Annotated in this window: 12 protein-coding genes; 8 read left to right on the top strand and 4 right to left on the bottom strand. The window is 72.0% G+C overall.

Going from position 1 to position 21,405, the window contains the following annotated elements; all coding sequences use genetic code 11:
• Nucleotides 1-15: 15 nt before the first annotated feature.
• From ND450_RS15820 to ND450_RS15795, 6 genes are read left to right on the top strand one after another with little or no spacing between them, the layout of a single operon-like run.
• Nucleotides 16-3,798 carry a WXG100 family type VII secretion target gene (locus tag ND450_RS15820; protein ID WP_253326878.1) on the top strand — a complete coding sequence of 1,261 codons (3,783 nt, stop codon included), beginning with the start codon at nucleotides 16-18 and terminating at the stop codon, nucleotides 3,796-3,798.
• Nucleotides 3,795-7,826: a type VII secretion protein EccCa gene (eccCa, locus tag ND450_RS15815; RefSeq protein ID WP_253326877.1), complete on the top strand. Its 4,032-nt coding sequence runs from the start codon at nucleotides 3,795-3,797 to the stop codon at nucleotides 7,824-7,826. The genes ND450_RS15820 and eccCa overlap by 4 nt, the downstream gene beginning before the upstream one ends.
• A complete protein-coding gene (eccD, locus tag ND450_RS15810; protein WP_253326876.1) occupies nucleotides 7,823-9,226 on the top strand; it encodes a type VII secretion integral membrane protein EccD in 1,404 nt (467 codons plus the stop codon). Before eccCa ends, eccD begins: the two co-directional genes overlap by 4 nt.
• A 3-nt stretch (nucleotides 9,227-9,229) precedes the next feature.
• Nucleotides 9,230-10,603: a type VII secretion protein EccB gene (eccB, locus tag ND450_RS15805; RefSeq protein WP_253326875.1), complete on the top strand. Its 1,374-nt coding sequence runs from the start codon at nucleotides 9,230-9,232 to the stop codon at nucleotides 10,601-10,603.
• Nucleotides 10,604-10,651: 48 nt separating this feature from the next.
• Entirely contained in the window at nucleotides 10,652-13,237 is a 2,586-nt protein-coding gene (locus tag ND450_RS15800) for a hypothetical protein (RefSeq protein ID WP_253326874.1), read from the top strand.
• Nucleotides 13,237-16,581, top strand: coding sequence for a right-handed parallel beta-helix repeat-containing protein (locus ND450_RS15795; RefSeq protein WP_253326873.1), 3,345 nt, complete (start codon nucleotides 13,237-13,239; stop codon nucleotides 16,579-16,581). The genes ND450_RS15800 and ND450_RS15795 overlap by 1 nt, the downstream gene beginning before the upstream one ends.
• Before the next feature lie 63 nt (nucleotides 16,582-16,644).
• On the opposite strand, the gene ND450_RS15790 is transcribed toward ND450_RS15795, so the two are convergent.
• The 3 genes from ND450_RS15790 to ND450_RS15780 form a co-directional block, all read right to left on the bottom strand.
• Entirely contained in the window at nucleotides 16,645-18,681 is a 2,037-nt protein-coding gene (locus ND450_RS15790; RefSeq protein ID WP_253326872.1) for an Hsp70 family protein, read from the bottom strand.
• 147 nt (nucleotides 18,682-18,828) lie between these two features.
• Nucleotides 18,829-19,329, bottom strand: a complete 501-nt coding sequence (locus ND450_RS15785; protein ID WP_253326871.1) for a hypothetical protein — start codon at nucleotides 19,327-19,329, stop codon at nucleotides 18,829-18,831.
• Between the two features lie 207 nt (nucleotides 19,330-19,536).
• Nucleotides 19,537-19,782: a cytochrome b5-like heme/steroid binding domain-containing protein gene (locus ND450_RS15780; RefSeq protein WP_253326870.1), complete on the bottom strand. Its 246-nt coding sequence runs from the start codon at nucleotides 19,780-19,782 to the stop codon at nucleotides 19,537-19,539.
• Nucleotides 19,783-20,328: 546 nt separating this feature from the next.
• Between ND450_RS15780 and ND450_RS15775 the strand changes: the two genes are divergently transcribed.
• Together ND450_RS15775 and ND450_RS15770 are read left to right on the top strand one after the other, a co-directional pair.
• The gene (locus ND450_RS15775; protein WP_253326869.1) at nucleotides 20,329-20,469 is read left to right on the top strand and encodes a hypothetical protein; all 141 of its coding nucleotides are present in this window, start codon (nucleotides 20,329-20,331) and stop codon (nucleotides 20,467-20,469) included.
• Between the two features lie 30 nt (nucleotides 20,470-20,499).
• Nucleotides 20,500-20,733 carry a hypothetical protein gene (locus ND450_RS15770; protein ID WP_253326868.1) on the top strand — a complete coding sequence of 78 codons (234 nt, stop codon included), beginning with the start codon at nucleotides 20,500-20,502 and terminating at the stop codon, nucleotides 20,731-20,733.
• A gap of 31 nt (nucleotides 20,734-20,764) precedes the next feature.
• On the opposite strand, the gene ND450_RS15765 is transcribed toward ND450_RS15770, so the two are convergent.
• Nucleotides 20,765-21,292, bottom strand: a complete 528-nt coding sequence (locus ND450_RS15765; protein WP_253326867.1) for a hypothetical protein — start codon at nucleotides 21,290-21,292, stop codon at nucleotides 20,765-20,767.
• Nucleotides 21,293-21,405: the final 113 nt, after the last annotated feature.

Raw genomic sequence — 21,405 nt, 5'->3', positions numbered from 1 at the left:
CGCGAAGGCACCACCATGGCTGAAGACCCGCCCAAGGCCGGCGGCAAGGAAGTGGAAGTCAAGGACAACGGTGCCGTGGTGGCGACCGGTGACGGGTCTGGTTCGTCCACATCGGACTACGACTCGTGGGGCTGGAAGGAGATCATGGCCCGGATCACCGGGTCGGCCGCGATCGGCGCCGAGGAGCGCGCCGAGCTGGGGACGAGCGGTGCCTCGGACCCTCAGACGCTGTGGGACGCCGCGCTGAGCTTCCGCATGGTCAAGGAGATCCTCGCCTCCACGGGCAGGAGCATCGCCGAGCAGGCCAAGGCACTGGGCGGCGAGGGCGGCCCGTGGCAGGGCGAGGCGTCGAAGGCCTTCATGGGGTTGATGGACGAGTTCTCCAAGTCGTTCACCGCCCACGCCACGCAGATCGACGGCGGCAGGTCCCGGCTCTCCCCGGTGCCCGAGCAGCTGTGGGCGGCGGGCAACTACCTCGCGTGGGCGATCAAGACGGTCCACGACATCGACCAGTTCTACGCCCGTGAGGCGCAGCGCATCGCCGCGATCAAGGGCGAGGACGTCATCATCGAGAGCGACAAGGGAAACCTCGTCCACATCAGCAAGTTCCCCGAGATCGTCAAGCTGCTCGACCGCGACATGCGGCAGGTGCTGAAGACCCTCGCGGCGGAGTACGAGAAGCAGGCCTACGACACCACGCTGACCACCATCCCGAAGCCGGACCCGTTGGGCGGCGGGCCCGACTCGAAGCCTCCGAAGATCAAGGTCCCGCCACCGCCCGAGATCAAGATTCCCCCACCGCCGAAGGTCAAGATCCCGCCGCCGGCCAAGATCGAGGTCCCGCCGCCACCGAAGTCCGAGATCCCGCCGCCGCCCAAGGGCAAGGTCCCCGAGGTCAAGACGCCGGAGATCCCCGAGGTCAAGGCTCCCAAGATCCCCGAGGTCAAGTCCCCGGAGATCCCCGAGGTGAGGACGCCGGAGATCCCCGGTCCCAACTCGGGCGGTCTCTCCGGTGGCCCCGGGAACTTCTCCGCCACGCCGCCCCCCGGCAAGTTCGACCCGGGCAGCCTCGGCGGTCCCGGTTCAGGGAGCGCGAGCGGGAAGATCCCCGAGCCCAACGCGTTCGTTCCGGGTACGGGCCCCGGCTCGGGCGGCCTCCCCGGTGCCGGAGGCACGCCTTCGCCGAACTCGTTCAAACCGGGTGACTTCGTCGCTTCCCAGATCCCCGGTGGGAAGCCGGGCGGTGGGAACGTGCCGCAGCCGCCCGGTCTCAAGCCGGGGGACTTCACGCCGGGCGAGTTCACCCCCGGCAACGGTCCCGGCGGCGGTGGCCTGCCCGGTGGGAACGGGGCGGTTCCGCCTCCCGGTTCGTTCGTGGGCTCCAAGCCGCCGGCGTCCGGCCGTGGCGGTGGGAACACGCCTGTTCCGAACGTGCCCAAGCCCGGTGAGTTCAAGCCGGGCGAGTTCAAACCGGGTGACTTCAAGCCGAGCGAGTTCCCCGGTGGGAAGACGCCGCCCGGCGGGAAGGTCGCGCCTCCTGGCGAGTTCAAGCCCGGCGAGCTCAAGCCCGGCGAGCTCAAGCCGGGTGAGCTGAAGCCCGGTGACTTCAAACCCGGCGAGTTCCCCGGTGCCAAGGTGCCGCCTGGTGGCCAGGGTGCGCCCCCGGCCGACTTCAAGCCGGGCGAGTTCAAGCCGGGCGAGTTCAAGCCGGGCGAGTTCAAGCCGGGTGACTTCAAGCCCGGTGAGTTCAAGCCGGGCGAGGTGCCCAACCCCAACGACTGGAGCGCGGGCAAGGGCTCGGGAGCGTCGAACGACGACCGCAACGGCCTCGGCGGCGGCGGGATGCCGATGATGCCGCCGGGTGCGCCCGGTGCGGGTACCGGTGGTGGTTCGGGTGCTGCGGAGCGCCCGGACGCCTCGGGCCTGATCGGTGGCGAGGTCAAGCCGTGGGAAGGCTCGAAGGCCCCCGGCCTGGGCGACCCGCACGGCAACGTGCCCCAGCTGCCGTTGAAACCGGAGGACTGGGCGTCGTCCCAGCACAACACCCCTTCGCTGCCCGGTGCGGGCATGCCCGGCGGCGGCGGGATGCCGATGATGCCGCCCGGTGCGCCCGGCGCGGGTACCGGTGGTGGTTCGGGTGCTGCGGAACGCCCCGACGCCGCCGGTCTGATCGGCGGGGAGGTCAAGCCGTGGGAGGGCGTCGACGCTCCCGGGGTCGGTGAGCCGCAGGCCATCGGCCAGGTCGGTGGTACGCCGGAGGACTGGGCGTCGTCCCAGCACAACACCCCTTCGCTGCCCGGTGCGGGCATGCCCGGCGGCGGCGGGATGCCGATGATGCCGCCCGGTGCGCCCGGCGCGGGTACCGGTGGTGGTTCGGGTGCTGCGGAACGCCCCGACGCCGCCGGTCTGATCGGCGGGGAGGTCGAACCGTGGGAGGGCGTTGACGCTCCCGGGGTCGGTGAGCCGCAGGCCATCGGCCAGGTCGGTGGTACGCCGGAGGACTGGGCGTCGTCCCAGCGGAACGCGTCCGAACTGCCTGGCGGTGGGATGGTCAGCGGCGGGATGCCCGGTGCCGGTATACCGGGCGGGATGCCGATGATGCCGCCGGGTGCGCCCGGCGCGGGTACCGGTGGTGGTTCGGGTGCCGCGGAGCGCCCCGACGCCGCCGGTCTGATCGGCGGGGAGGTCGAACCGTGGGAGGGCGTCGAGCTGCCCGGCGTCGGCGATCCCGACACGCCCGGTCAGGAGAAGAGCGCGCCGGAGCAGTGGAGCGAGGCGTCACCGAACGCCGGCTCGCCGATGCTGCCTCCCATGCCGATGGCGCCCGGTCAGGGCGGTGCGGCAAGTGGTACCGGTGCGGCCGAACGCTCCGACGCGTCCGGTCTGGTGGACGGGGAGCCGGCGCCCTGGGAACACGCATCCGCAGTGCCCACCGGTGATCCGGGTGGTGCGGAGACTCCGCGTGCGCGGCCCGAGCCGTGGACGCAGGACGGGTCGGGGCCGCAGGTCCCGGTGCCCGAGGTGGCGCCGGAGGTTCCGGCGGCTCAGGCCCCTGCGCCCCAGGCCCTTTCGCCCCAGGTTCCGGTGGCACCGGTCGCCTTGCCGGCCCCCGTCACCCCAGCGGCTCCTCCGGCTGCGGCGGTCCCGCAGGCTCCGGCGGCCTCGGCGCCCTCGGCACCCCTGGTGTCCCCTGCTGTCCCGGCGACCCCAGCGACCCAGACCGCTCCGGCGACCCCGGCGAGCCCGGCAGGGCCGGGGGAGAAGCGGCGCGAGGACGCTCTCATCGGCGTGCCGTTGCCGATCGCCGACATCCCGTCCGCAGCGCATCCGGCGGCGCCACTGGCCACGACGTTCGACGACGACCGCGTGGCACTCGTCTGCGTCGGCGGGGACGAGGACTTCAGCGCGTGGGACGCCGGAGCGTCCGGTGGGCTGCCCTGGCTGCCCACCGCCGCCGCACTGCGCGACGACCCCGAGGGCGCACCGGAGAAACCCGACTACACCCAGCGGGACTCGACGGCGTGGGGGCACAGCGCGGGTCGTGAGGGTGCGGTGCGCCTGCAGGCCGAGACGGCCGCGCGGCCGATCGAGATGTCGGCCTACCTGCCCCGGTTCGACCCGCACGTGTCGGAGCTGGGGTGCGCGGGCCTCGACGCGCCCGAGCACGAGGAACCCGAGCAGGCGGACGAGGAGCAGGACGAGGAGGACGAGCGCACGTCGGCGGACCTGCTCAGGCAGGACACCGGGGTGTGGGCGGACGGCGGCAGGACCAAGGCGGCACCGGGAGTGATCGAATGAGCACCGTCACGGCGAAGCGGGGGCCTCGCGCCGAGGGTCCGGCGATGCCGGAGGGCCAGGAGGAGCTCCAGGAACCCCCGGTGATGCCCGAACCCGCCGTGCGCGACTTCAGCTCGGTGCTGATGTTCCTGCCCATGGCGCTCGGGCCGATCGCCATGATCCTGATCTTCTCCTCGATGGGCTCGGGAGGAGGATCGCCGTTCATCTTCATCATGGCCGGCGCGATGTCCATCGGCATGGTCGCGATGGCGATCAACCAGCTCCTGCGCAACGCGGGGGAGCGCAAGCGCAAGCTCGACGCGGAACGCCGCGACTACCTGCGTTACATCGGGCAGTTGCGGCGTCGCGCCAGGGAGACGAGCAACGAGCAGCGCGCGGCCGTCGCCTGGGACAACCCCGATCCGTCGTGGTTGTGGTCGATCGCCACCGGGCCGCGGCTGTGGGAACGGCGCGGCAGCCACGACGACTTCGGCCGCGTGCGGATCGGGCTCGGCACCCAGCAGGCGGCCATGGAGTTCCTGCCGCCGTCGACCAAGCCGATCGAAGACCTCGAACCGCTGTCCGCGATCTCGCTGCGGCGGTTCAGCGAGACCTACCGGACCGTCACCGGCATCCCGATCTCGGTGGGGCTGCGCAGTTTCACGAGCGTCGAGCTCGCCGGCGAACCGGACGCCGTCGTCGGGCTGGTGCGCGCGATGGTCGGTCAGCTGGTCACCTTCCACGCGCCGGACGAGCTGCGGATCGCCGTGCTGACCGCGCCCTCGAACCAGGCGGACTGGGACTGGGTGAAGTGGCTGCCGCACCTCGCGCACCCCACCGCCCGCGACGCCGCCGGCCCCCTGCGGATGCTCACCTGCGACCACGACGAGCTGATCGACCTGCTCGGCAAGGACGTCACGGACCGCGGCGACCACGACAAGTCCGTCCTGCCCGGTGTGGTGGAACCGTTCGTGGTCGTCGTCGCGCACCTGGCGTCGATCCCCGAGCACTCCCCGCTGCTCGGTCCCGGCCTGCGCAACACGGTGCTGCTCGACGCCACCGGCGCGTTGCCCGGTGGTGCGAAGGTGCTGCGTCTCACCTGCCGCGACGGCGAGGTCACGTACCCGGTCGGTGAGGAGACCGGCACCGCCCGGCACGACTCGCTGGGTGCGGTGCAGGCGGACGCGCTCGCCCGGTTGATCGCGCCGAAGCGCACCAGCGGCACGGTCGACGTCGTGGACCGTCCTTTCGAGACGGACTTCGAACTGCCCTCGCTGCTGGGCATCCGCGACCTCCACACGTTCGACGTCAACGCGCTGTGGCGGCAGAAGACCCCGCAGCGAGCTCGCCTCCAGGTGCCCATCGGCGTCACCGAGGACGGCGAGGTCGTGGAGATCGACCTCAAGGAGTCGGCGCAGGGCGGCATGGGACCGCACGGCATGCTGATCGGCGCCACCGGTTCCGGCAAGAGCGAGCTGCTGCGCACCCTGGTGTGCGGGCTCGCGGCCACGCACTCGTCGGAGACCCTGAACTTCGTCCTGGTCGACTTCAAGGGTGGGGCGACGTTCCTCAACATGGAGAAGCTGCCGCACACCTCGGCGGTGATCACGAACCTCGCCGACGAGCTCCCGCTGGTCGACCGCATGCAGGACTCGATCAACGGCGAGATGACGCGGCGCCAGGAGATCCTGCGCGAGAGCGGGTACTCGTCGCTGTTCGAGTACGAGAAGGCCCGCATGACCGGTGGCCAGCTGCCGCCGCTGCCGACGCTGCTCGTGATCGTCGACGAGTTCTCCGAGCTGCTGAGCGCCAAACCGGAGTTCATGGACCTGTTCGTCTCGATCGGACGGTTGGGACGCAGCCTCGGCGTGCACCTGCTGCTGGCCTCGCAACGCCTCGACGAGGGGCGCATCCACCGCGTCGAGGGCCACCTGTCGTACCGCATCGCGCTGCGCACCTTCTCCTCCATGGAGTCGCGCAGCGTCATCGGTGTCGCCGACGCCTACGAGCTGCCCCCCGGTCCGGGCAACGGGTACCTCAAGTTCGACACGACCACGTTGACGCGCTTCAAGGGCGCGTACGTGTCCGGCCCCTGCCTCACGACCGCGCCCGAGCAGGGTGCGATCAGCGGTGAGGACCGCGCGGCGGGGGAGATCGTGCCGTTCTACACCCAGCCCAGTCCGCGCGTGCACGAGCTTCGGCAGAGCGAGCCCGCGGAACCGGAGACCCGGCAGGACAAGGCGGAGACGCCCGCGGAGGACGCCCCGAGCGTGGTGGAGGTGCTGATCGGCAGGCTCGCCGGTGCGGGACCCGCCGCCCGCCAGGTGTGGCTGCCGCCGCTGTCCGCGTCGCCGAGCCTCGATGCCCTGCTGCCCAGCGTGGTGCCGCACCCCGAGCTCGGCATGTGCGTGGACGACCCCGGCACCCGAGGACGCTTGCGGGTGCCCGTCGGCGTGGTCGACCTGCCCTACGAGCAGCTGCGCGAGCTGCTGGTGGCCGACCTGTCCGGAGCCGACGGCCACGTCGGTGTCGTCGGCGCCCCCATGAGCGGCAAGTCCGCGTTGCTGCGCACGCTGGTCCTCGGCCTGGCGCTGACCCACACCCCGGAGGAGGTCCAGTTCTACGGGCTCGACTTCGGTGGCGGCGGCATCATGTCGATCAGCGGTCTGCCGCACGTCGGCTCGGTCGCGACCCGCATGGAACGCGACCGCGTGGTGCGCACCCTCGAGGAGGTCGTGCAGGTCATGGAGCTGCGCGAGGCGGCGTTCGCCGAGCACGGCTTCGAGTCGATGGCCGACTACCGCGCCGCACGGCACGCCGGTCGCGTGGAGGACGCCCACGGTGAGGTGTTCCTGATCATCGACGGCTGGTTCACCCTGCGCCAGGACTTCGGCGACCTGGAGACGAAGCTGACCGAGATCGCCGCCCGCGGCCTCTCCTTCGGCGTGCACCTGGTGGTGTCCTCGACGCGCTGGTCGGAGATCCGGCCGTGGTTGCGCGACGTGCTGGGCACGCGGTTCGAGCTGCGACTCGGCGACTCGATGGAGTCGGAGGTGCAGAGCCGCAAGGCCGCCACCGTGCCGAACCAGCCGGGCCGCGGCCTGACCAGCTCCGGGTTCCACTTCCTCGCCGCCCTGCCGCGGCTGGACGGGTCCTCGGCGACCGAGGACCTGGCGAGCGCCACCAAGTCCTTCGTGGAGGAGGTCCGCACCTTCTGGCCGGGCCGCAGCGCGCCTGGTGTGCGGCTGCTGCCGACCCGGCTGCCGGTCGTCGACCTGCCGAAGCCGCAGAACGGCGGCCTGAAGGTGTGCCTGGGCCTCGACGAACAGCGCCTGAACCCGGTGTGGCACGACTTCAACGCCATCCCGCACCTGTTCGTGATGGGGGACGCGGAGACCGGCAAGACCAACGCGCTGCGGCTCGTGATCCGGTCGATCGTCGAGGGTTTCCGGCCGGGTGAGGCCAAGATCCTCGTCGCCGACTCGCGCCGCGACCTCGACGACATGATGCCGGACGAGTACAAGATCGGCCACGTGGTCAGCTCGGACGCGCTGACCGACCTCGCGACCAAGGCGGCCGTGTCGCTGCACAAGCGGGTACCGGGCCCGGACATCTCGTCCGAGCAGCTGCGCCGGCGCGACTGGTGGGAGGGGCCGCAACTGTTCGTGGTCGTCGACGACTACGAGCTGATGACCTCGGGCACCGGCATGGGCACCCCGCTCGACACGCTGCTGCCGTTGCTGGCGCAGGGCGTCCACATCGGGTTCCACCTGATCGTCGCGCGCAGCAGCGCGAACGCCCTGCGCGGCATGATGGACCCGGTCATGCGCCGGCTGTGGGAGCTCGGTTCTCCCGCGCTGCTCTTCTCCTACCCCAAGGAGGAGGGGAAGTTCCTCGGCGAGGCCGCTCCGCGCACCCTCCCGCAGGGCCGCGCCCAGCTGGTGACGCGACGGGGCGTCAAGTTGATCCAGACCGGTCTCGTGCCGGTCGACAAGTCGCAGGACGAGCCGGCCGGTGTCGGCGCGTTCGCGCGGAACGAGGGCATGTGACGACGACCTCCGAACTCTGTCGAATCACCGTGCACGGTCCCAGCGGCAAGGCCGACCTCTCCGTGCCGGTCTCGACGACGGTGGCGGTGCTGCTGCCGACGCTGGTGCGGCACGTGGTGCGTGACCACGACCGGGGTCACGAAGGTGAGCTGTACGGCTCGTGGGTGCTGCAACGGCTCGGCGGTGCCCCGTTCGACCCGGAGGGCACGCCGGAGACGCTGGACTGGCTCGACGGAGAGCAGTTCCACCTCTCCCACGCCGAGGACCCGTTGCCGGAGCTGGACTTCGACGACGTGGCCGAGGGCATGGCCACGGCGGTGAACCGGCAGGGCAACCGCTGGAACGAGGCGGTGAACCGGAAGCTGTTCCTCAGCCTGAGCGGGTTCGTCCTGCTCGCCATCGCCCTCTCGCTGTTCGAGAACGCGAGCGGGGTCGCGGCGACGACCACGGCCGGCGTCCTGGCGCTGGTGCTGTGCCTGGCCTCCGTGCTCGTCGCGCGCACGATCGAGGACGGCGTGCTCGCCGGGCTGGTCGGGGTGGCTGGCTGCGGGTACGCCGGACTGGCCGGCCTGATCGGTGTCGCCGGTGTGGACGGTGCGCTCGCCCTGGACCCGCACGGCGTGCTGATCTGCGGCGTCGCGCTCATGGCCACGTCGGTGGTGTTGCTGGTGGTGCAACGGCTGCTCGCGCCGAAGCTGCCGATCGTCCCGTTCGGGTGCGCGGCGGTCGCGGGCGTGGCGATGGTGCTGGCGGTGTGGCTGCACCTCGGGCTCGAGCTGACCCGCCTGCAGATCGCGGCTTCGTTGATGAGCGCCTTCTTCGCACTGCTGCTGTTCGCGCCGAAGCTCGCGACGAGGGTCGCCCGGTTGCGCGGCCCGCAGCTGCCCCGCAACGCCGACGAGATGAAGATCGACGTCGAGCCCATGCCCGCGGCACAGGTGATCGAGCAGACCGGGACCGCCGACCGCTACCTGAGCGTGCTCGCGACGGGGGCGTCCGCCGTGCTCGCCGTCGGGTTCGTCTACCTGGTGGCGGACCCCGGCTGGCTCGACTACACGCTGAGCGGGCTCTTCGCGGCACTGGTGCTGCTGCGCTCACGCGAGTTCCTGAACGTCGGCCAGCGCACGTCCCTCGCGCTGGCCGGCACCTGGGGCGCGGTGCTGCCCGCGCTGCACATGTTGTCCGGGATGAGCGACCTGGGGCGCCTCTTCGGCGTGCTGATGCTGTTCGCCGCCGCCCTGCTGCTCGTGCTGGCGGCGCTGCGCCCGTCTCACCGCCGAGTGCTGCCGATCTGGCCGCACCTGAGCGACGTCGTGGAGAACCTGCTCTGCCTCGCGCTGGTGCCGTTCGTCCTGCACGCACTGGGCCTCTTCGCCTGGGCCCGCGGACTGGCGGGGTGAGCGGTGCAGACCAAGAAGGACCACGTCCACGCCTACCAGACGCTCGTCGGCCGGATGAGCTCGGCGTTGCTGCTGGGGGACACCAACTACAGCGAGGCACCCGCGCGGCGCGCCCTGATGGGCCTGGTGTTCGGGGTGGTGCTGGCGCTGTTGATCGGCGTTGCGTTCTGGGTGTACGGCCTGATCAACCCCGGCGGCAACATGGCGTGGAAGAAGCCCAGCGCCATCCTCGTGGAGAAGGAGAGCGGCGCGCGGTTCGTGTACGAGCGGGGACAGCTCGTGCCCGTGCTCAACCACGCGTCCGCGATGCTCCTCAAGGGCGCCGGCGCCAAGGTCGAGTCCATCTCCCGGGCGTCGCTCGCCGACCTGGAACGCGGCCAGCCGGTCGGCATCCCCGACGCGCCCGACCCGGTGCCCCCGGCCTCCTCGCTGGTGGCCGGGCACTGGCTGTTGTGCCTGCCGCGCAGCGCGGGCGTCGAGGTGGAGGGCACCGGCCTGATGAGCATGACCGTCGACCCCGACGTGCCCTCGGCTCCCGTCGCCGGGACCGAGTACCTGTGGGTGGCGTCCGCTGAAGGGCAGCAGTACGTGGTGTGGGGCAACCGGAAGCTGCGGCTCACCGAACCGATCGTCCCCCTGGCGCTCGGACTCGGCGGGGGCAAGCCGCCCGTCGCGCCGCCCGTGTGGCTCTCCGCGCTGCCGGACGGCCCCGAGGTGGGACCGGCGGTCATTCCCCAGCAGGGCAGGAAGAACGTGGACGTCGGGGGTGTCGCGCGGCCGGTCGGGACGGTGTTCCGGCACGTGGCCGGCAACGGCGTCGAGAACTTCTCCGTGCTGCGCGAGGACGGCCTGGCGCCGGTGTCGCGCACCGAGGCCGTGCTGCTGCAGGCCAAGGACGGTGGCGCCGCCGTCGAGATCGGGTCCGAGGTGCTGGCGAGCGCGCCGCACTCGGGTGACGACTCGCTCGTGAAGCGCGTTCCCGACCTGCTGGCCGCGAAGCCGGTCCCCGCCGGTGAGCGCGCGTTCTGCCTGCGCCAGCAACCCGACGGCGCGGAGGTCGTGAGCCAGGCCGTCACGGTCGACCGCTCGGACGCGGGGTTCGGCATGAACGAACGGGTCGGGGTGCGCGCGAAGCCCGGCACGGGTGTGCTCGCCGCGTCGGTGCCCGCACCGAAGGGTGCCGGTGCCAAACCCGACCGCTACCTCATCACCGATCGCGGCCTGAAGTACCGGCTGGCCGACGACGACAGCATCAGCGCGCTCGGGTTCGGCGGTGTCGCACCGGTACCGGTCGCCGCCGGGGTGCTGGCGCAGATTCCCAGCGGTCCGGGCCTCAGCCGGGCCGCCGTGGGCGTGAGTGGGAAAGGACGTGGCTGAGTGAGCCTGCTGACCAGGAGGCCGGATCACCGCGGTGGTGACCGGGACATGACCAGTCACACGATCGGCAACGCCCTCGTGGTGCACCCGTGCGACGTCCTGCGCGACGAGGTGCGCGACATGGCGCTGAACCTCGCCGCCGACCCCGACCACGAGCTCGTCGTGGTCGACCTGCCCCCGTCGAGCTCGTTCACGACGTGGGAGTCGGCGGCGAAGCTGTTGCCGCGCAAGCGACGTGGCGTGCGGCTCGTCATCGGTGGCCGCACCAGGGAGACGACGGTGCTCGCGGGCCAGTGGTTCTCCGAGCGGCTCGGCCGCACCGTGATCGCACCCGACGGCGCGGTGATGCCGGGCGTCGGCGGCTCGCTCTTCGTCGATGCGGGGTGGGGCACCGGGTGGGTGCGGTTCCAGCCGGGCAAGCCCCCCAAGCGCGACGGCAAGCGCTTCCCCAGGCCCACCTGGGAGAACGTGTCCGCGCTCGCCGAGGTCATGCCGACCAGCGCGAGCGCCGTGAGCGAGCCGTTGCCGGGCGGGGTGTGGCTGCGTCCGCGCGGGTCGGAGAGCCTGCTGATGCAGCACCGGCAGCGGCTGATCGAGACCATGCCGTGCCAGCCCGACGTCTGCACGATCGTGCTGGGCTGCCCCGGCGCCGCTCCGATCACGCTCTACGACATCACCCGGTTCTGGAGCTGGTTGCCCCAGGACCTGCGGGCCAAGCTGCGCGTGGTCAGGTTCGGCCCGATGACGCTGCCCGACAGCGGCCCGTACGGCCAGCACGTCGCCGACGCGCTGGGCGAGCAGATCACCTGCTACAACGGTCTGCCGGTCGGGTCCCGCACCGATCCCCGCATCGTGACCCTGCGTTCCGACGGCACGCCGGGCTGGCAGCCGTTCGCGCTGGAGGTGGCCTACTTCCCCGCCCAGCAGGGACAGCCCGCACCGCTGCCGGCCCTGCTGAGCTACCGGGACCCGCTGTTCGGCATCGAGGAGGTCGAACCGGCCGTCTACCGGTACACCCAGGACGTGCTGCTGGAGGTCGTCCCGGCGGGGCTGTGGGTGCGCCTGGAGCAGGAGGCCGCGCACGGCCCAGCGGTCCGCACGGCCGAACCGGACGGCGAGCGGCACCTGGTGCTGTTCGAGGAGGGCGTCGACGCGGTGGCGCCGGAGGTGCGGCGCGCGGCCCAGGACCTGCTGGGCCGGCTCGACTCGCAGACGCGCCGGGTGAGCGAGCTGGTGCCCGCGCTGGCGGTCGCACGGCAGCGCAACCAGGTCGGCGGGAAGGCGTGGGGCGTCGTGGAACAGCAGCCGGCCGAGCCGGTCGCCGCCGCCCCGGTGCCTGCCCCGGTCACCGAGGTCGCGCCGCAGCCGGTGGCCGAGCCCGTCGTTCCGCCGCTGCTGACCCCCGAACCCGCACCGCACGTCCCGCGCGAGTTCGCCACGGCGCCGACCGACGCGCCGTTCGCCCTGGAGCCGTCGTTCGAGACGGCGACGGTCCGCCTGGAGAACGGGCAGCTGGTCGCGGACCCGCTGCCGGTGCGGTCGCCGCTGGTCTCCGAGCCGGCGCCGGCGGAGGCGGTTCCCACGCCGATGCCGGACTTCGCACCGGTCTCCGCGCCTCCGGCGAGCACGCCGCCGCTGCTGCCGCCCTCCGCACCCGACCTGACCGTCGCCGAACCCGCTGCCGCTCCGCCACCGGAGCGTCCGGCCGAACCCGCGGTCACCGAGCCTGCCGCGGCCCCGGCCGAAGAGCTGCCCCCGGCAGAAGAACCGGCACCGCCGCAGGCCGCGGCACGCCCGGTGGTGACCGTGGTGCAGCCGACTCCTGCGGCAGCCGCGGCGGCGCTCGTTCCGCAGCGCGGGCTGGAGGAGGAACGGGGCTGGCTGCGCCGCACGCTCAGCCAGGAGTACGCGGCCGTGGCCAACTCCGTGAACCGCGTGCTGTCCGAACACCCCGGGTTCCAGGGCGCGATCGAGCGGTCGTCCGGCGCGGTGCTGACCGACGCCGTCGCGATCCGGCTGTACCTGTCGCCCAGCGGTGACGGCCTCGACCAGTCCCTGCGCTCGGGCGGGGTCGGTCCGCACGTGCCGTTCGCGCGCTGCGTGGTGTCGGGGCTGAGCAGGCTGCCGTCGCACCGGGGGCCGGCGGTGTTCTCCACCTCCCTGACCGAGCAGGAGCTCGACTTCTACGGCGGTCGCAAGCTGCTCACGGAGTGGGGCTTCATCAACGCGCTGAGCGCGCCCTGTGCGCGCCAGTCCGAGCAGAACGACGTCGACGTGCTCGTCTGGTCGATGACGGCCCGGCGGACGAAGCTGCTGGAACCGGACGCCGACGCCGTCACCGACCGCGTGCTCTTCGTCCCGGGCACGAGTTTCAAGGTGCTGGAGCTGACCCCTCCCGCGGACGGTGCGCGCGGCCGGTTGCTGCTGCGCGAGCTCGCCGCCGGCGAGATCGACCCGACGGGCAAGGTCGACCGCAACCGCGAGGCGCTCGACGAGCTGGCGCTCAACTCGTTGCGGCGGTGCGTGCAGACCTGGGGGTCGGGCACGCAGGAGGCACGGGTCCCCGAGTCGTCGCTGGCGCGCTTCGTCCAGCGGCCGGGGCTCACCAGGACCACGACCCACGAGGAGGGCTGATGAACCGGCAACTTCTGGTGGTCGCCGCCGACCGGCCAGGCGCCTACCCGACGATCGGCGCCGCGCTGCGGGACGCCCGCGACGGCGCCACCATCAGCGTCCTGCCCGGCCGCTACGAGGAGAACCTCGTCATCGAGCGGATGGTCACCATCACCGCCGAGGACGGAGCCGGCACGGTGGAGCTCGTCGCCCAGGCGGGCAGCGTCGCGGTCGTGGCCGCCGCGGCGGCCCAGTTCTCCGGCCTGGTGGTCACGTGCACCGACTCCGGTGTGCCGGCCGTCGACATCCGGGCCGGCGAGGTCGCGCTGAACGACTGCCGGGTCTCGGCGTCCTCGTGGGCGGTGCTCGTGCAGGGACGGGGGAGCCTGGTCCTGCGCGGGTGCGCCATCACCAGCACCGGTGGCGCGGGCATCGTCGTCACGTCGAGCGTCCTCAGCACGGTCGAGGACACCGAGGTGGTCGGCAACGCCTCGTCCGGCGTCGTGGTGACGGAGGAGGGCAACCTCGTGCTGCGCCGGGTCGCCGTGCGCAAGGCCGGCGGCAACGGCATCTGCGCCAACGGCCGCGCGCGGCTGGTCGTCGAGGACTGCGAGATCGTCGAGGCGGACAAGCCCGCGCTCGTCGTGGAGCAGGAGGCGAACGCGGACGTCCGGGGCCTCAAGATCAGCCAGAGCGCGAGCCTCGACCTCTACGTGCGCAGCACCGGCGACGTCACGGTCACCGACTCCGTGTTCACCGGCGCGGGCGTGCAGTCCGCGCACATCGCGGGTGGTGCCTCCCCCCGGTTGCGGGGCTGCCACTTCACCTCGGCCGGCCGCAACGCCGTCTACGTCACCGGCGGGGCCTCGCCCCGGTTCGACGACTGCCGCGTCGGTGCCAGCCCGGTCGGGGTGGTCGTCGACACGGCGTCCAAGGCCGTGTTCGGCAAGCTCACCGTCGAGGGCAGCGACCGCGGGGCCGTGCTGGTCGACTCCGGGTCCGCGGTGGAGCTCAAGGGCTTCCGCACCAGCCCGGCGAGCGGTCCCGCCGTCCTGGTGAAGGGGCAGTCCCGGCTGCTGCTCGCCGATGCCGTGATCGACGTCGGTGACGCGGCGGGCATCTCGCTGGCGGAGGCGGCGCAGGCCGAGGTGACGGACGTGCGCGTCACCGGGTCCGCAGAGCACCTGGTCACCGTGCTGAGCGGAGCACGGGGCGAGTTCGCCTCCACCCTGGTCCGCGGCGGCGGTGTCCACGCGAACGACGCCTCACTGTCCATGAAGGACAGTGAGGTGGTCGCTGCGGCGGGAGATGGCCTCAGCGCCGGTGCGGGCAGCGTCCTGCAGGCGGTGCGGTGCCGGGTGAGGTCGGCCCGGCGGCACGGCGTGCACCTGCTCAGCGGTGCGCGGGGAGAGGTGCGCGGGTGCGAGATCACCGACAGCGCCGGCGACGGCGTCCTGCTGGACACCGAGGAGGCGGTGACCGTCGCGGACTGCACCGTCACCGGCAGCGGTGGCAGCCCGGTGCGCCGCGCGGTCGAGCACGAACGGCTGTCGGTCACGGGGATCGCCACCGGTGAGCAGGCCTCCCAGCGGCCCGCCCAGCCCACGGCCCCGCCACCCGCGCCGGCCGGGCCGGAGCACTCCTCCGGCACCGGGTTGCCGGCGTCGTCCGCGCTCGGCGGTGCGATGGGCGCCGAGCTGGACGGCCCGCTGGCCGAGCTCGACTCGCTGATCGGCCTGGACGGCGTGAAGCACGAGGTGCTCGGCCTGATCAACCTCATCAAGATGTCCCAGCGGCGCCAGCAGATGGGCCTGCCGATGCCGCCCATGAGCCGCCACCTCGTCTTCGCCGGTCCTCCGGGCACGGGCAAGACGACGGTCGCACGGCTCTACGGCTCCGTCCTCGCGGAGCTCGGCATCCTCGCCAAGGGGCACATGATCGAGGTCGCCAGGGCCGACCTGGTGGCCCAGTACATCGGTGCGACGGCCATCAAGACGGCCGAGGTCGTCACGAAGGCGATGGGCGGCGTCCTGTTCATCGACGAGGCCTACACCCTGTCCAGCGGGTCGGGCGGCAGCGGTCCCGACTTCGGTCAGGAGGCCATCGACACGCTCATGAAGATGATGGAGGACCACCGCGACGAGATCGTGGTGATCGTGGCGGGCTACTCCGAGCTGATGGAGCAGTTCCTCGCCTCCAACCCCGGTCTGGCGTCCCGCTTCTCCCGCACCATCGAGTTCCCCAACTACAGCGTCGACGAGCTCGTCACGATCACCACGAACCTGTGCCGCAAGCACTACTACGAGCTGACCGACGACGCGGTCGACGTGCTCACCGACTACTTCGAGCGCGTGCCGAAGAACGACACGTTCGGCAACGGCCGCGTGGCCCGCAAGCTGTTCGAGTCGATGGTGAACAACCAGGCGTCCCGGCTCGCGCTGGCGCCACCGGACAAGGACACCGAGCTGAACAGGCTCACCGGGGACGACCTCGCGGCGGAGGTCACCGCCCTGGGCGAGGTGGCGCCCAGGACCGCGGGGCCGGACTCGGCCACGAACCCCGTCGCCGCCGTGGAGGTGACGCTCGGCTGGCAACGCGTCGTCGCGATGTCCGGGCTCACCGGTGTTCGCGAAGCCCTCGGCCGCACCCTGGTGCAGCTGTGCGGGCTCAAGGCGCGCAACAAGGGCGTCGGCCGGCACGCGAACGTGGTGCTGTCGGGCAGCAAGGGCATGGGACGGCGCGCGGTGGCCGCGCACTACGCGCAGGCACTGGCGGAGCTGCGGCTGGTCGACTCCGGTCACGTGACGCGGTTGTCGCTCGGCACGGACCTGTGCCCGCGCTGGCCAGGACAGGCGATGAGCCTCATGGCCACTGCTTTCGACGACGCGCGCGGCGGCGTCCTGCTGCTCGACGTGGACGACGAGTGGGCCGCCGACTCCGCGGAACGCCGCATCGAGGTGCTGGAAGCGTTGGTGGAGGTGACCCGGCGCAACCCGGCGGGACCCGTCGTCCTGCTCAGCGGTGAGGACGTCGCGCTGGCCCGCCTGCTGGAGTTCTCCTCTGAACTGAGCGGGTGCTTCGCCCAGCGGTGGGACTTCGAGGACTACGACGTGGACCAGCTGGCGGCGCTGGTCGTGCGCCACCTGACCCGGCGCGGGCACGAGGTGCCGGAGGAGGTGACGGCCGCACTGCGCGACCTCCTGCCGCACACCCGCGGCCGGACGGCCAGGGACGTGCACCGGCTCGCGCAGCGGCTCGCCACCACGGCGGCCTCCCGCACCCTCACCGCCGCCGACCTCGAACTGCTCATGAGGAACGGGATGCCGCGGGTCGCCGCGGAGGAGGGGCTGGCCTCCGTGGGCTGAGCCGCCACCGTGACCAGCGGTTCCAGCCGGAGCTGGAACCGCTGGTCACATCCAGGCGAGTGCTCAGGAGAGGTCGGCGCACGAGGTGACCGGCCCCGAACCCGTCGTCCCCGTGGGCTCCCACCGCACCTCGGCGAACTTGACCTCGAACGTGCCGGTGGTGTGCACGAGGAACGGCACGTCGACGGCGGCCGTGTCCAGGCCCTTGCCCGCGAAGCATCTCAACGGGATCCGCATCGTCGTCTTCTGCCCGATCGGCAGCCGCTGCAACGGTTTCGTGGCGTTGAGCTGCGCCGCGCACGGGTAGCCGCAGTGCGCGGCGAGCGACACCTCGGCGGTGGGCGCTTTGACGACGACCACGTCGAACGTCAGGGTGCCCGACTCCACGTAGGGCGTCGCGTCCAGGCGGCCCTGGGGGTTCTGCACGTAGAACTGCGCCGCGCCCTTGCCGGTCCACGTCACCTGCCGCCCGTCCTTCGAGCCGTTGACGTCGGCGGGGCGGACCGCGACCGCCTGCTGCGAGGCCTTGCCGTCGGCCGTCAGCGCGGTGCCCGCCCAGTTGGCCTCGGAGCCGACCATGCTGTGGAACGGCGCCACGTCCCGGCCGTCGTGCAGGAACAGGGGACCGGAGGAGGCCGGGGGAGCGCTGGTGCCGTTCGCCGCGGCTGGAGCCGGCGTTTCGGCGGAGTCCCCTCCCGAGGTCAGCACCACGGCCGCGGTGATGGCGCCTGCGGCCAGCACCGTCACGGCCGCTGTCGCGATCACGGCGGTGTTCCGCCTGCGCATGGACCGGGTGGGCTGTGCCGCCGTGAAGTTGCGACGCCGCACCGGGAGCTCGTCGACGGAGGCGGCGGGCCGGATGCCGGGCAACGGCGGGCCTGCGTGCGCCGACGGGCCCGAGGGAGTCGGCGGGTTCGTGTGCACCGGCATGCCCGCGGTCGGCACACCCGCCGGAACCGGCGGCCCGGCCGGACGTCCGGGCACTGCGTGAGCAGGCGCAGCGGACCGGCGGGCAGCGGCCGGCACGGCAGGGGAGCGCTGGAGTGCGTTGCGCGCCAGGGCAGCGGCGCCCAGGGCGACGGAGAGCTTGGGGTGCAGTCCTGCGCGGAGCGGTTTGCCGACGGTCTTGGACAGCGTGTCGGCCACCAGGGGGATCTGGGAGGACCCGCCGACGAGCAGCACGCTCGCGAGGTCGTCCGCGCGCAGGCCGGCCGACGAGATCGTGCGGCGGAACGCGTCCGTCGTGAGCGCGAGCTGGGGTGCGATGGCACGTTCGAAGTCCGCGCGGGTCACGGTCACCTCGCGGGAGCCGTCCGGGAGGTCGAGGTGCAGCAAGGTGTCCGTGGCGGCGGACAGCTCCTCCTTGGCCCTGCGGCAGACCTCCCGCACCGACAGCAGGATGCGGGCCTGCTCGGCGTCGGCCGGGTCGAGCCGGGTGATCTCGCCGTCCACCCGCTGGTCCACGAGCGCCAGGAGCGAGTCGTCGAAGTCGATGCCGCCCAGCCGTTCGACCCCCTCCGGGGTGCCGAGGATCTCCATTCCGTGCCGCCGCGCCTGCAGCACGGTGGCGTCGAAGGTGCCGCCGCCGAGGTCGTAGACACCGACGATCTCGCCCTCGCCGAGCCGGCGTTCCACCGAGTGGTGCATGGCAGCGGCTTCTGGCTCGGTGACGATGACGGCGTCCTTCACGCCCGCCAGCCGCGGCACCTCCGAGAAGTGCTCGCGGCGGTACGGCCCCCACACCGCAGGGCAGGTCAGCACGACCGACGCCGGCGGGCGTCCCCGCATCGCGGTCGCCAGCGAGATCGCGTCGCGCAGCTGCGCGGCCATCAGGAGTGCTGGAGACCGCACCACGTCGCAGATCTTCAACGGCGTAGGGTCGGCCAGCCTCCGCTTGTGGGAGTGGGAGGCCCGCAGCGGCTGCTTCCTCGACTCCCCGTCAGCGGCGTCACCGGTGATCAGCTCGCCGCCCTCGGTGGCGAACACGACGGAGGACACGACGACGTCGCGGCCGAGCGGGATGGCACGGGTGCCCGAGGCGTCCGACACCGCGGCGGCCGTGTAGGTGGTACCGATGTCGACACCCAAACCGTAAGACATGCGAGAGCTCCATGGTGTTTGCCGCAGTGCGGTGACATCCCAGTCAACTGGAGATCGCAGCACCCACCCGGAACTCGAACCGAACAGGCAGACATGTCTGCCTCCGGTCGGCCCGGATGTGCCGGTGACCGCGGAGCCGGTGCGACCTCAGCCGATGAGCGTCCGCGTTCGCACGGCAGCGGTGACGGACCTCGCCGGGCGCAGGCCGGGTGGAACCACCGCCATGAAGGCCGCCAGCACCGAGCTCGCGGACGGGAGCCGGCGGTCATCGGCCTTCGGGCAGCGCACCCAGGTCCTGTCCTGGGCGGCCGCGGCGGCGTGCACCACCGGCAGCTCGACCGTGCTGGGTGCCATGAGGTAGCGAACGCCACCGGGCATCTGGCACTGCCCGAGCACGGCACCGTCGGACTCCGCGAGCACCACCGCCGTCCTCCCGCGCCGGTCCAGCACCGTGGGAGGCATCTCGATCCCGCTGTCCTCCATGACCTTCCGCGCCCGGAGGAGAAGGGAAGCGGTGGTCTCGAACGCGACCAGCCCTCCGCCGAGCGACAACACGATCGACTTGCCGGCGACCGCCGCGTTCCAGAGCATGCGTTCGCGGTACCACTGCGCGCCGACCTGCGCCGGCTCGGGCTTGGTGAGCACCATCGGCGACCTCCTCGCTGAGCACCCGTGAGCGGGTGCGGTTCCGAGGTTAGGAGCCCGTTCCGCTCCGGTGGGGGAACAGGTGCTCAGGGGCAGCGCGGTTCTCCCTTGTGGTCCACCTGCGGGCGTGTTTCCCGTGATCTGGACCGATTTCGCCGTCCGGAAGGGCAGCGTCGTCCGCCAGGAGCAAGGGCCTGGCCCGAGTCGCGCTCAGGTCTGGTTCTCGTCCACCGCGAGGACGGTGCGCTCGTCCCTCGCCCGCTGAAGCTTGTCGGCAACGGCGGTCCGGGTGGCGTCGGCGAGGAATATCTGGTCGTGCGCGGTGCGCGCGTGATCGGGGACGCGGTAGAAGCCCGCGGACATGTTCCGGCCGAGGCTGGCGAGGAGCACGGACGGCCCACCGGGGTGGTGTTCCAGGAAGCCCGAGAGGTCCAGTACCCGGCCGTCCAGAACCACGAGGGGAACCGAGGTGCTCGCATTCCCCCTTCTCGAAAGCGTCTCACGATGTCTCCCGGTCCTGCGGGGTGATCCGCCCGGCGCAGGTCGCTGATGGCGGGGAGCTGCCGGCGTCTCGACCCCGAGCTGGAAGGACTGCTCGCCCCGCACCGGTTGTGCGTTCGCCGAGCTGGCCGGTCGGTGCCGCTGTGGCCGCTCACCGGACCGCCTGACCGGAGGTGCACGGCGGCGCGATTTCGTGTGCGTTCGGGCAGAACGGAATCGCGGCCGGCCTGATCGGAATACAGTGGCCGTCGGCTGATCCAGCCGTTGTACGCCGCGCCACGGTGTACCCGTCCCGGGTTCGTGCCATCAGGCCGGGCCCGGGATGCAGCCGCCCGCACGCTGACGTCTACTTAGGACTGTTTCGGCCGCTGGGATTCATGCAGAGTCCGGAGTTCGTTCGGGCAACGAGCTTGAGCCGCCGCTCGGCACACGGGACCCTGGTTCGGTCGTCCTACGCGATCACCGCCGATGACGGCGGCCGCCGCTGCGATCGGAGAACGGATGTCTGAGCCCGGTGGGGAGAACGAGCACGGCTCCCTGGTCGATCTGGTGAACGACGTCTCCAGGACCGTGGAGGCGGACTCCGCGCGGATCGTCGCCTCGGCACGCGAACGCCTCGCGCGCCTCCCGGAAGCACCTTGACGAGTTCTCCGTCCTGCGAGGTGGGCTGACGTGGCGAAGTCGCTCGAAGAAGTGCTGCGGCGGCTCTGCTCGGCACTGCGGGACGCCGGTGAGGGCCGTGCCGCGCGGGACGTGGGAGAGCTCCAGTTCGCCGCCGCCGTGGCCGCCGAGATGATGGCCGCGTTCGAGCGGGACGATCACGAAGCGGTGGCCTTCCACCTCGACCTGCTCGCTCGTCAGGTGGAAAGCCCGCGAAACCCGGGTTTCCGCATCAGCGAGGAGTGAACGGCGGTCAGTCCATAATGGACGTCCGGTGTCAGCGACCGGCCGTCATTGTAGGGCTGGCGGTACCGTCGAGCACCGCGCTGAGACCCGCCGACACCTCGGTCAACCAGGACACCGTCGGCTCACAGGCGTTGCCGCGCACCTCTCCCCGTTCGTCGGCCACGGCGGTGATGGTGACGAGGACGAGCCGGATGCAGCTCAACCAGGCTTCCGCTTCCGCACGGGAAGCGAGGCGGACGACGCCGGTCGAGGACGACAGCGCGCACGCCATGAGGTGAGCGCGGGTCGAGACGTCGCGCAGGCACGGGGCCGCCGAGACGGAGTGGACCCAGTCGGGTTCATGCTCCCCGATCTCGGCACGGAGGATCGCGGTGGCCCTCACGTCGCTGTGCAGCGAGGGATGCGGCCAGGACCACCCGTCCGGCGTCGTGTCGAACAGGGCGAGGTGGTGGTCCAGCAACGAGACGAGCCCGCCGGTGTAGCTGCGCAGCACCTCGATCTCGTACCTGCTCAGCACTCCGACGTAGGTGGAGTCGCCGCAACGGTCCCAGCTGATCATCGAGACTCCTCCGGTCCGTTCGGCGTTCGCCAGGTCGGTGGGGATGCTCGTCCCCTCACCGGAGGTTCTCGACCCCACCTGTGCTTTCGAGTCCGTTTGGGCAGGAACTGTGC

The organism is Lentzea sp. HUAS12 (assembly GCF_024125735.1).
Taxonomy (GTDB): Bacteria; Actinomycetota; Actinomycetes; order Mycobacteriales; family Pseudonocardiaceae; genus Lentzea; species Lentzea albida.
This window is presented reverse-complemented; position numbering and strand designations above follow the sequence as displayed.

What these genes read in the sequence shown, in the direction of transcription:
- ND450_RS15820 (WP_253326878.1), top strand. Translation starts at nt 16, where the DNA reads ATGGCTGAAGACCCGCCCAAGGCCGGCGGCAAGGAAGTGGAAGTCAAG.
- ND450_RS15775 (WP_253326869.1), top strand. Translation starts at nt 20,329, where the DNA reads ATGTCTGAGCCCGGTGGGGAGAACGAGCACGGCTCCCTGGTCGATCTG.
- ND450_RS15795 (WP_253326873.1), top strand. Translation starts at nt 13,237, where the DNA reads ATGAACCGGCAACTTCTGGTGGTCGCCGCCGACCGGCCAGGCGCCTAC.
- ND450_RS15790 (WP_253326872.1), bottom strand. Translation starts at nt 18,681, where the DNA reads ATGTCTTACGGTTTGGGTGTCGACATCGGTACCACCTACACGGCCGCC.
- ND450_RS15785 (WP_253326871.1), bottom strand. Translation starts at nt 19,329, where the DNA reads ATGGTGCTCACCAAGCCCGAGCCGGCGCAGGTCGGCGCGCAGTGGTAC.
- ND450_RS15765 (WP_253326867.1), bottom strand. Translation starts at nt 21,292, where the DNA reads ATGATCAGCTGGGACCGTTGCGGCGACTCCACCTACGTCGGAGTGCTG.
- ND450_RS15800 (WP_253326874.1), top strand. Translation starts at nt 10,652, where the DNA reads ATGACCAGTCACACGATCGGCAACGCCCTCGTGGTGCACCCGTGCGAC.
- eccCa (WP_253326877.1), top strand. Translation starts at nt 3,795, where the DNA reads ATGAGCACCGTCACGGCGAAGCGGGGGCCTCGCGCCGAGGGTCCGGCG.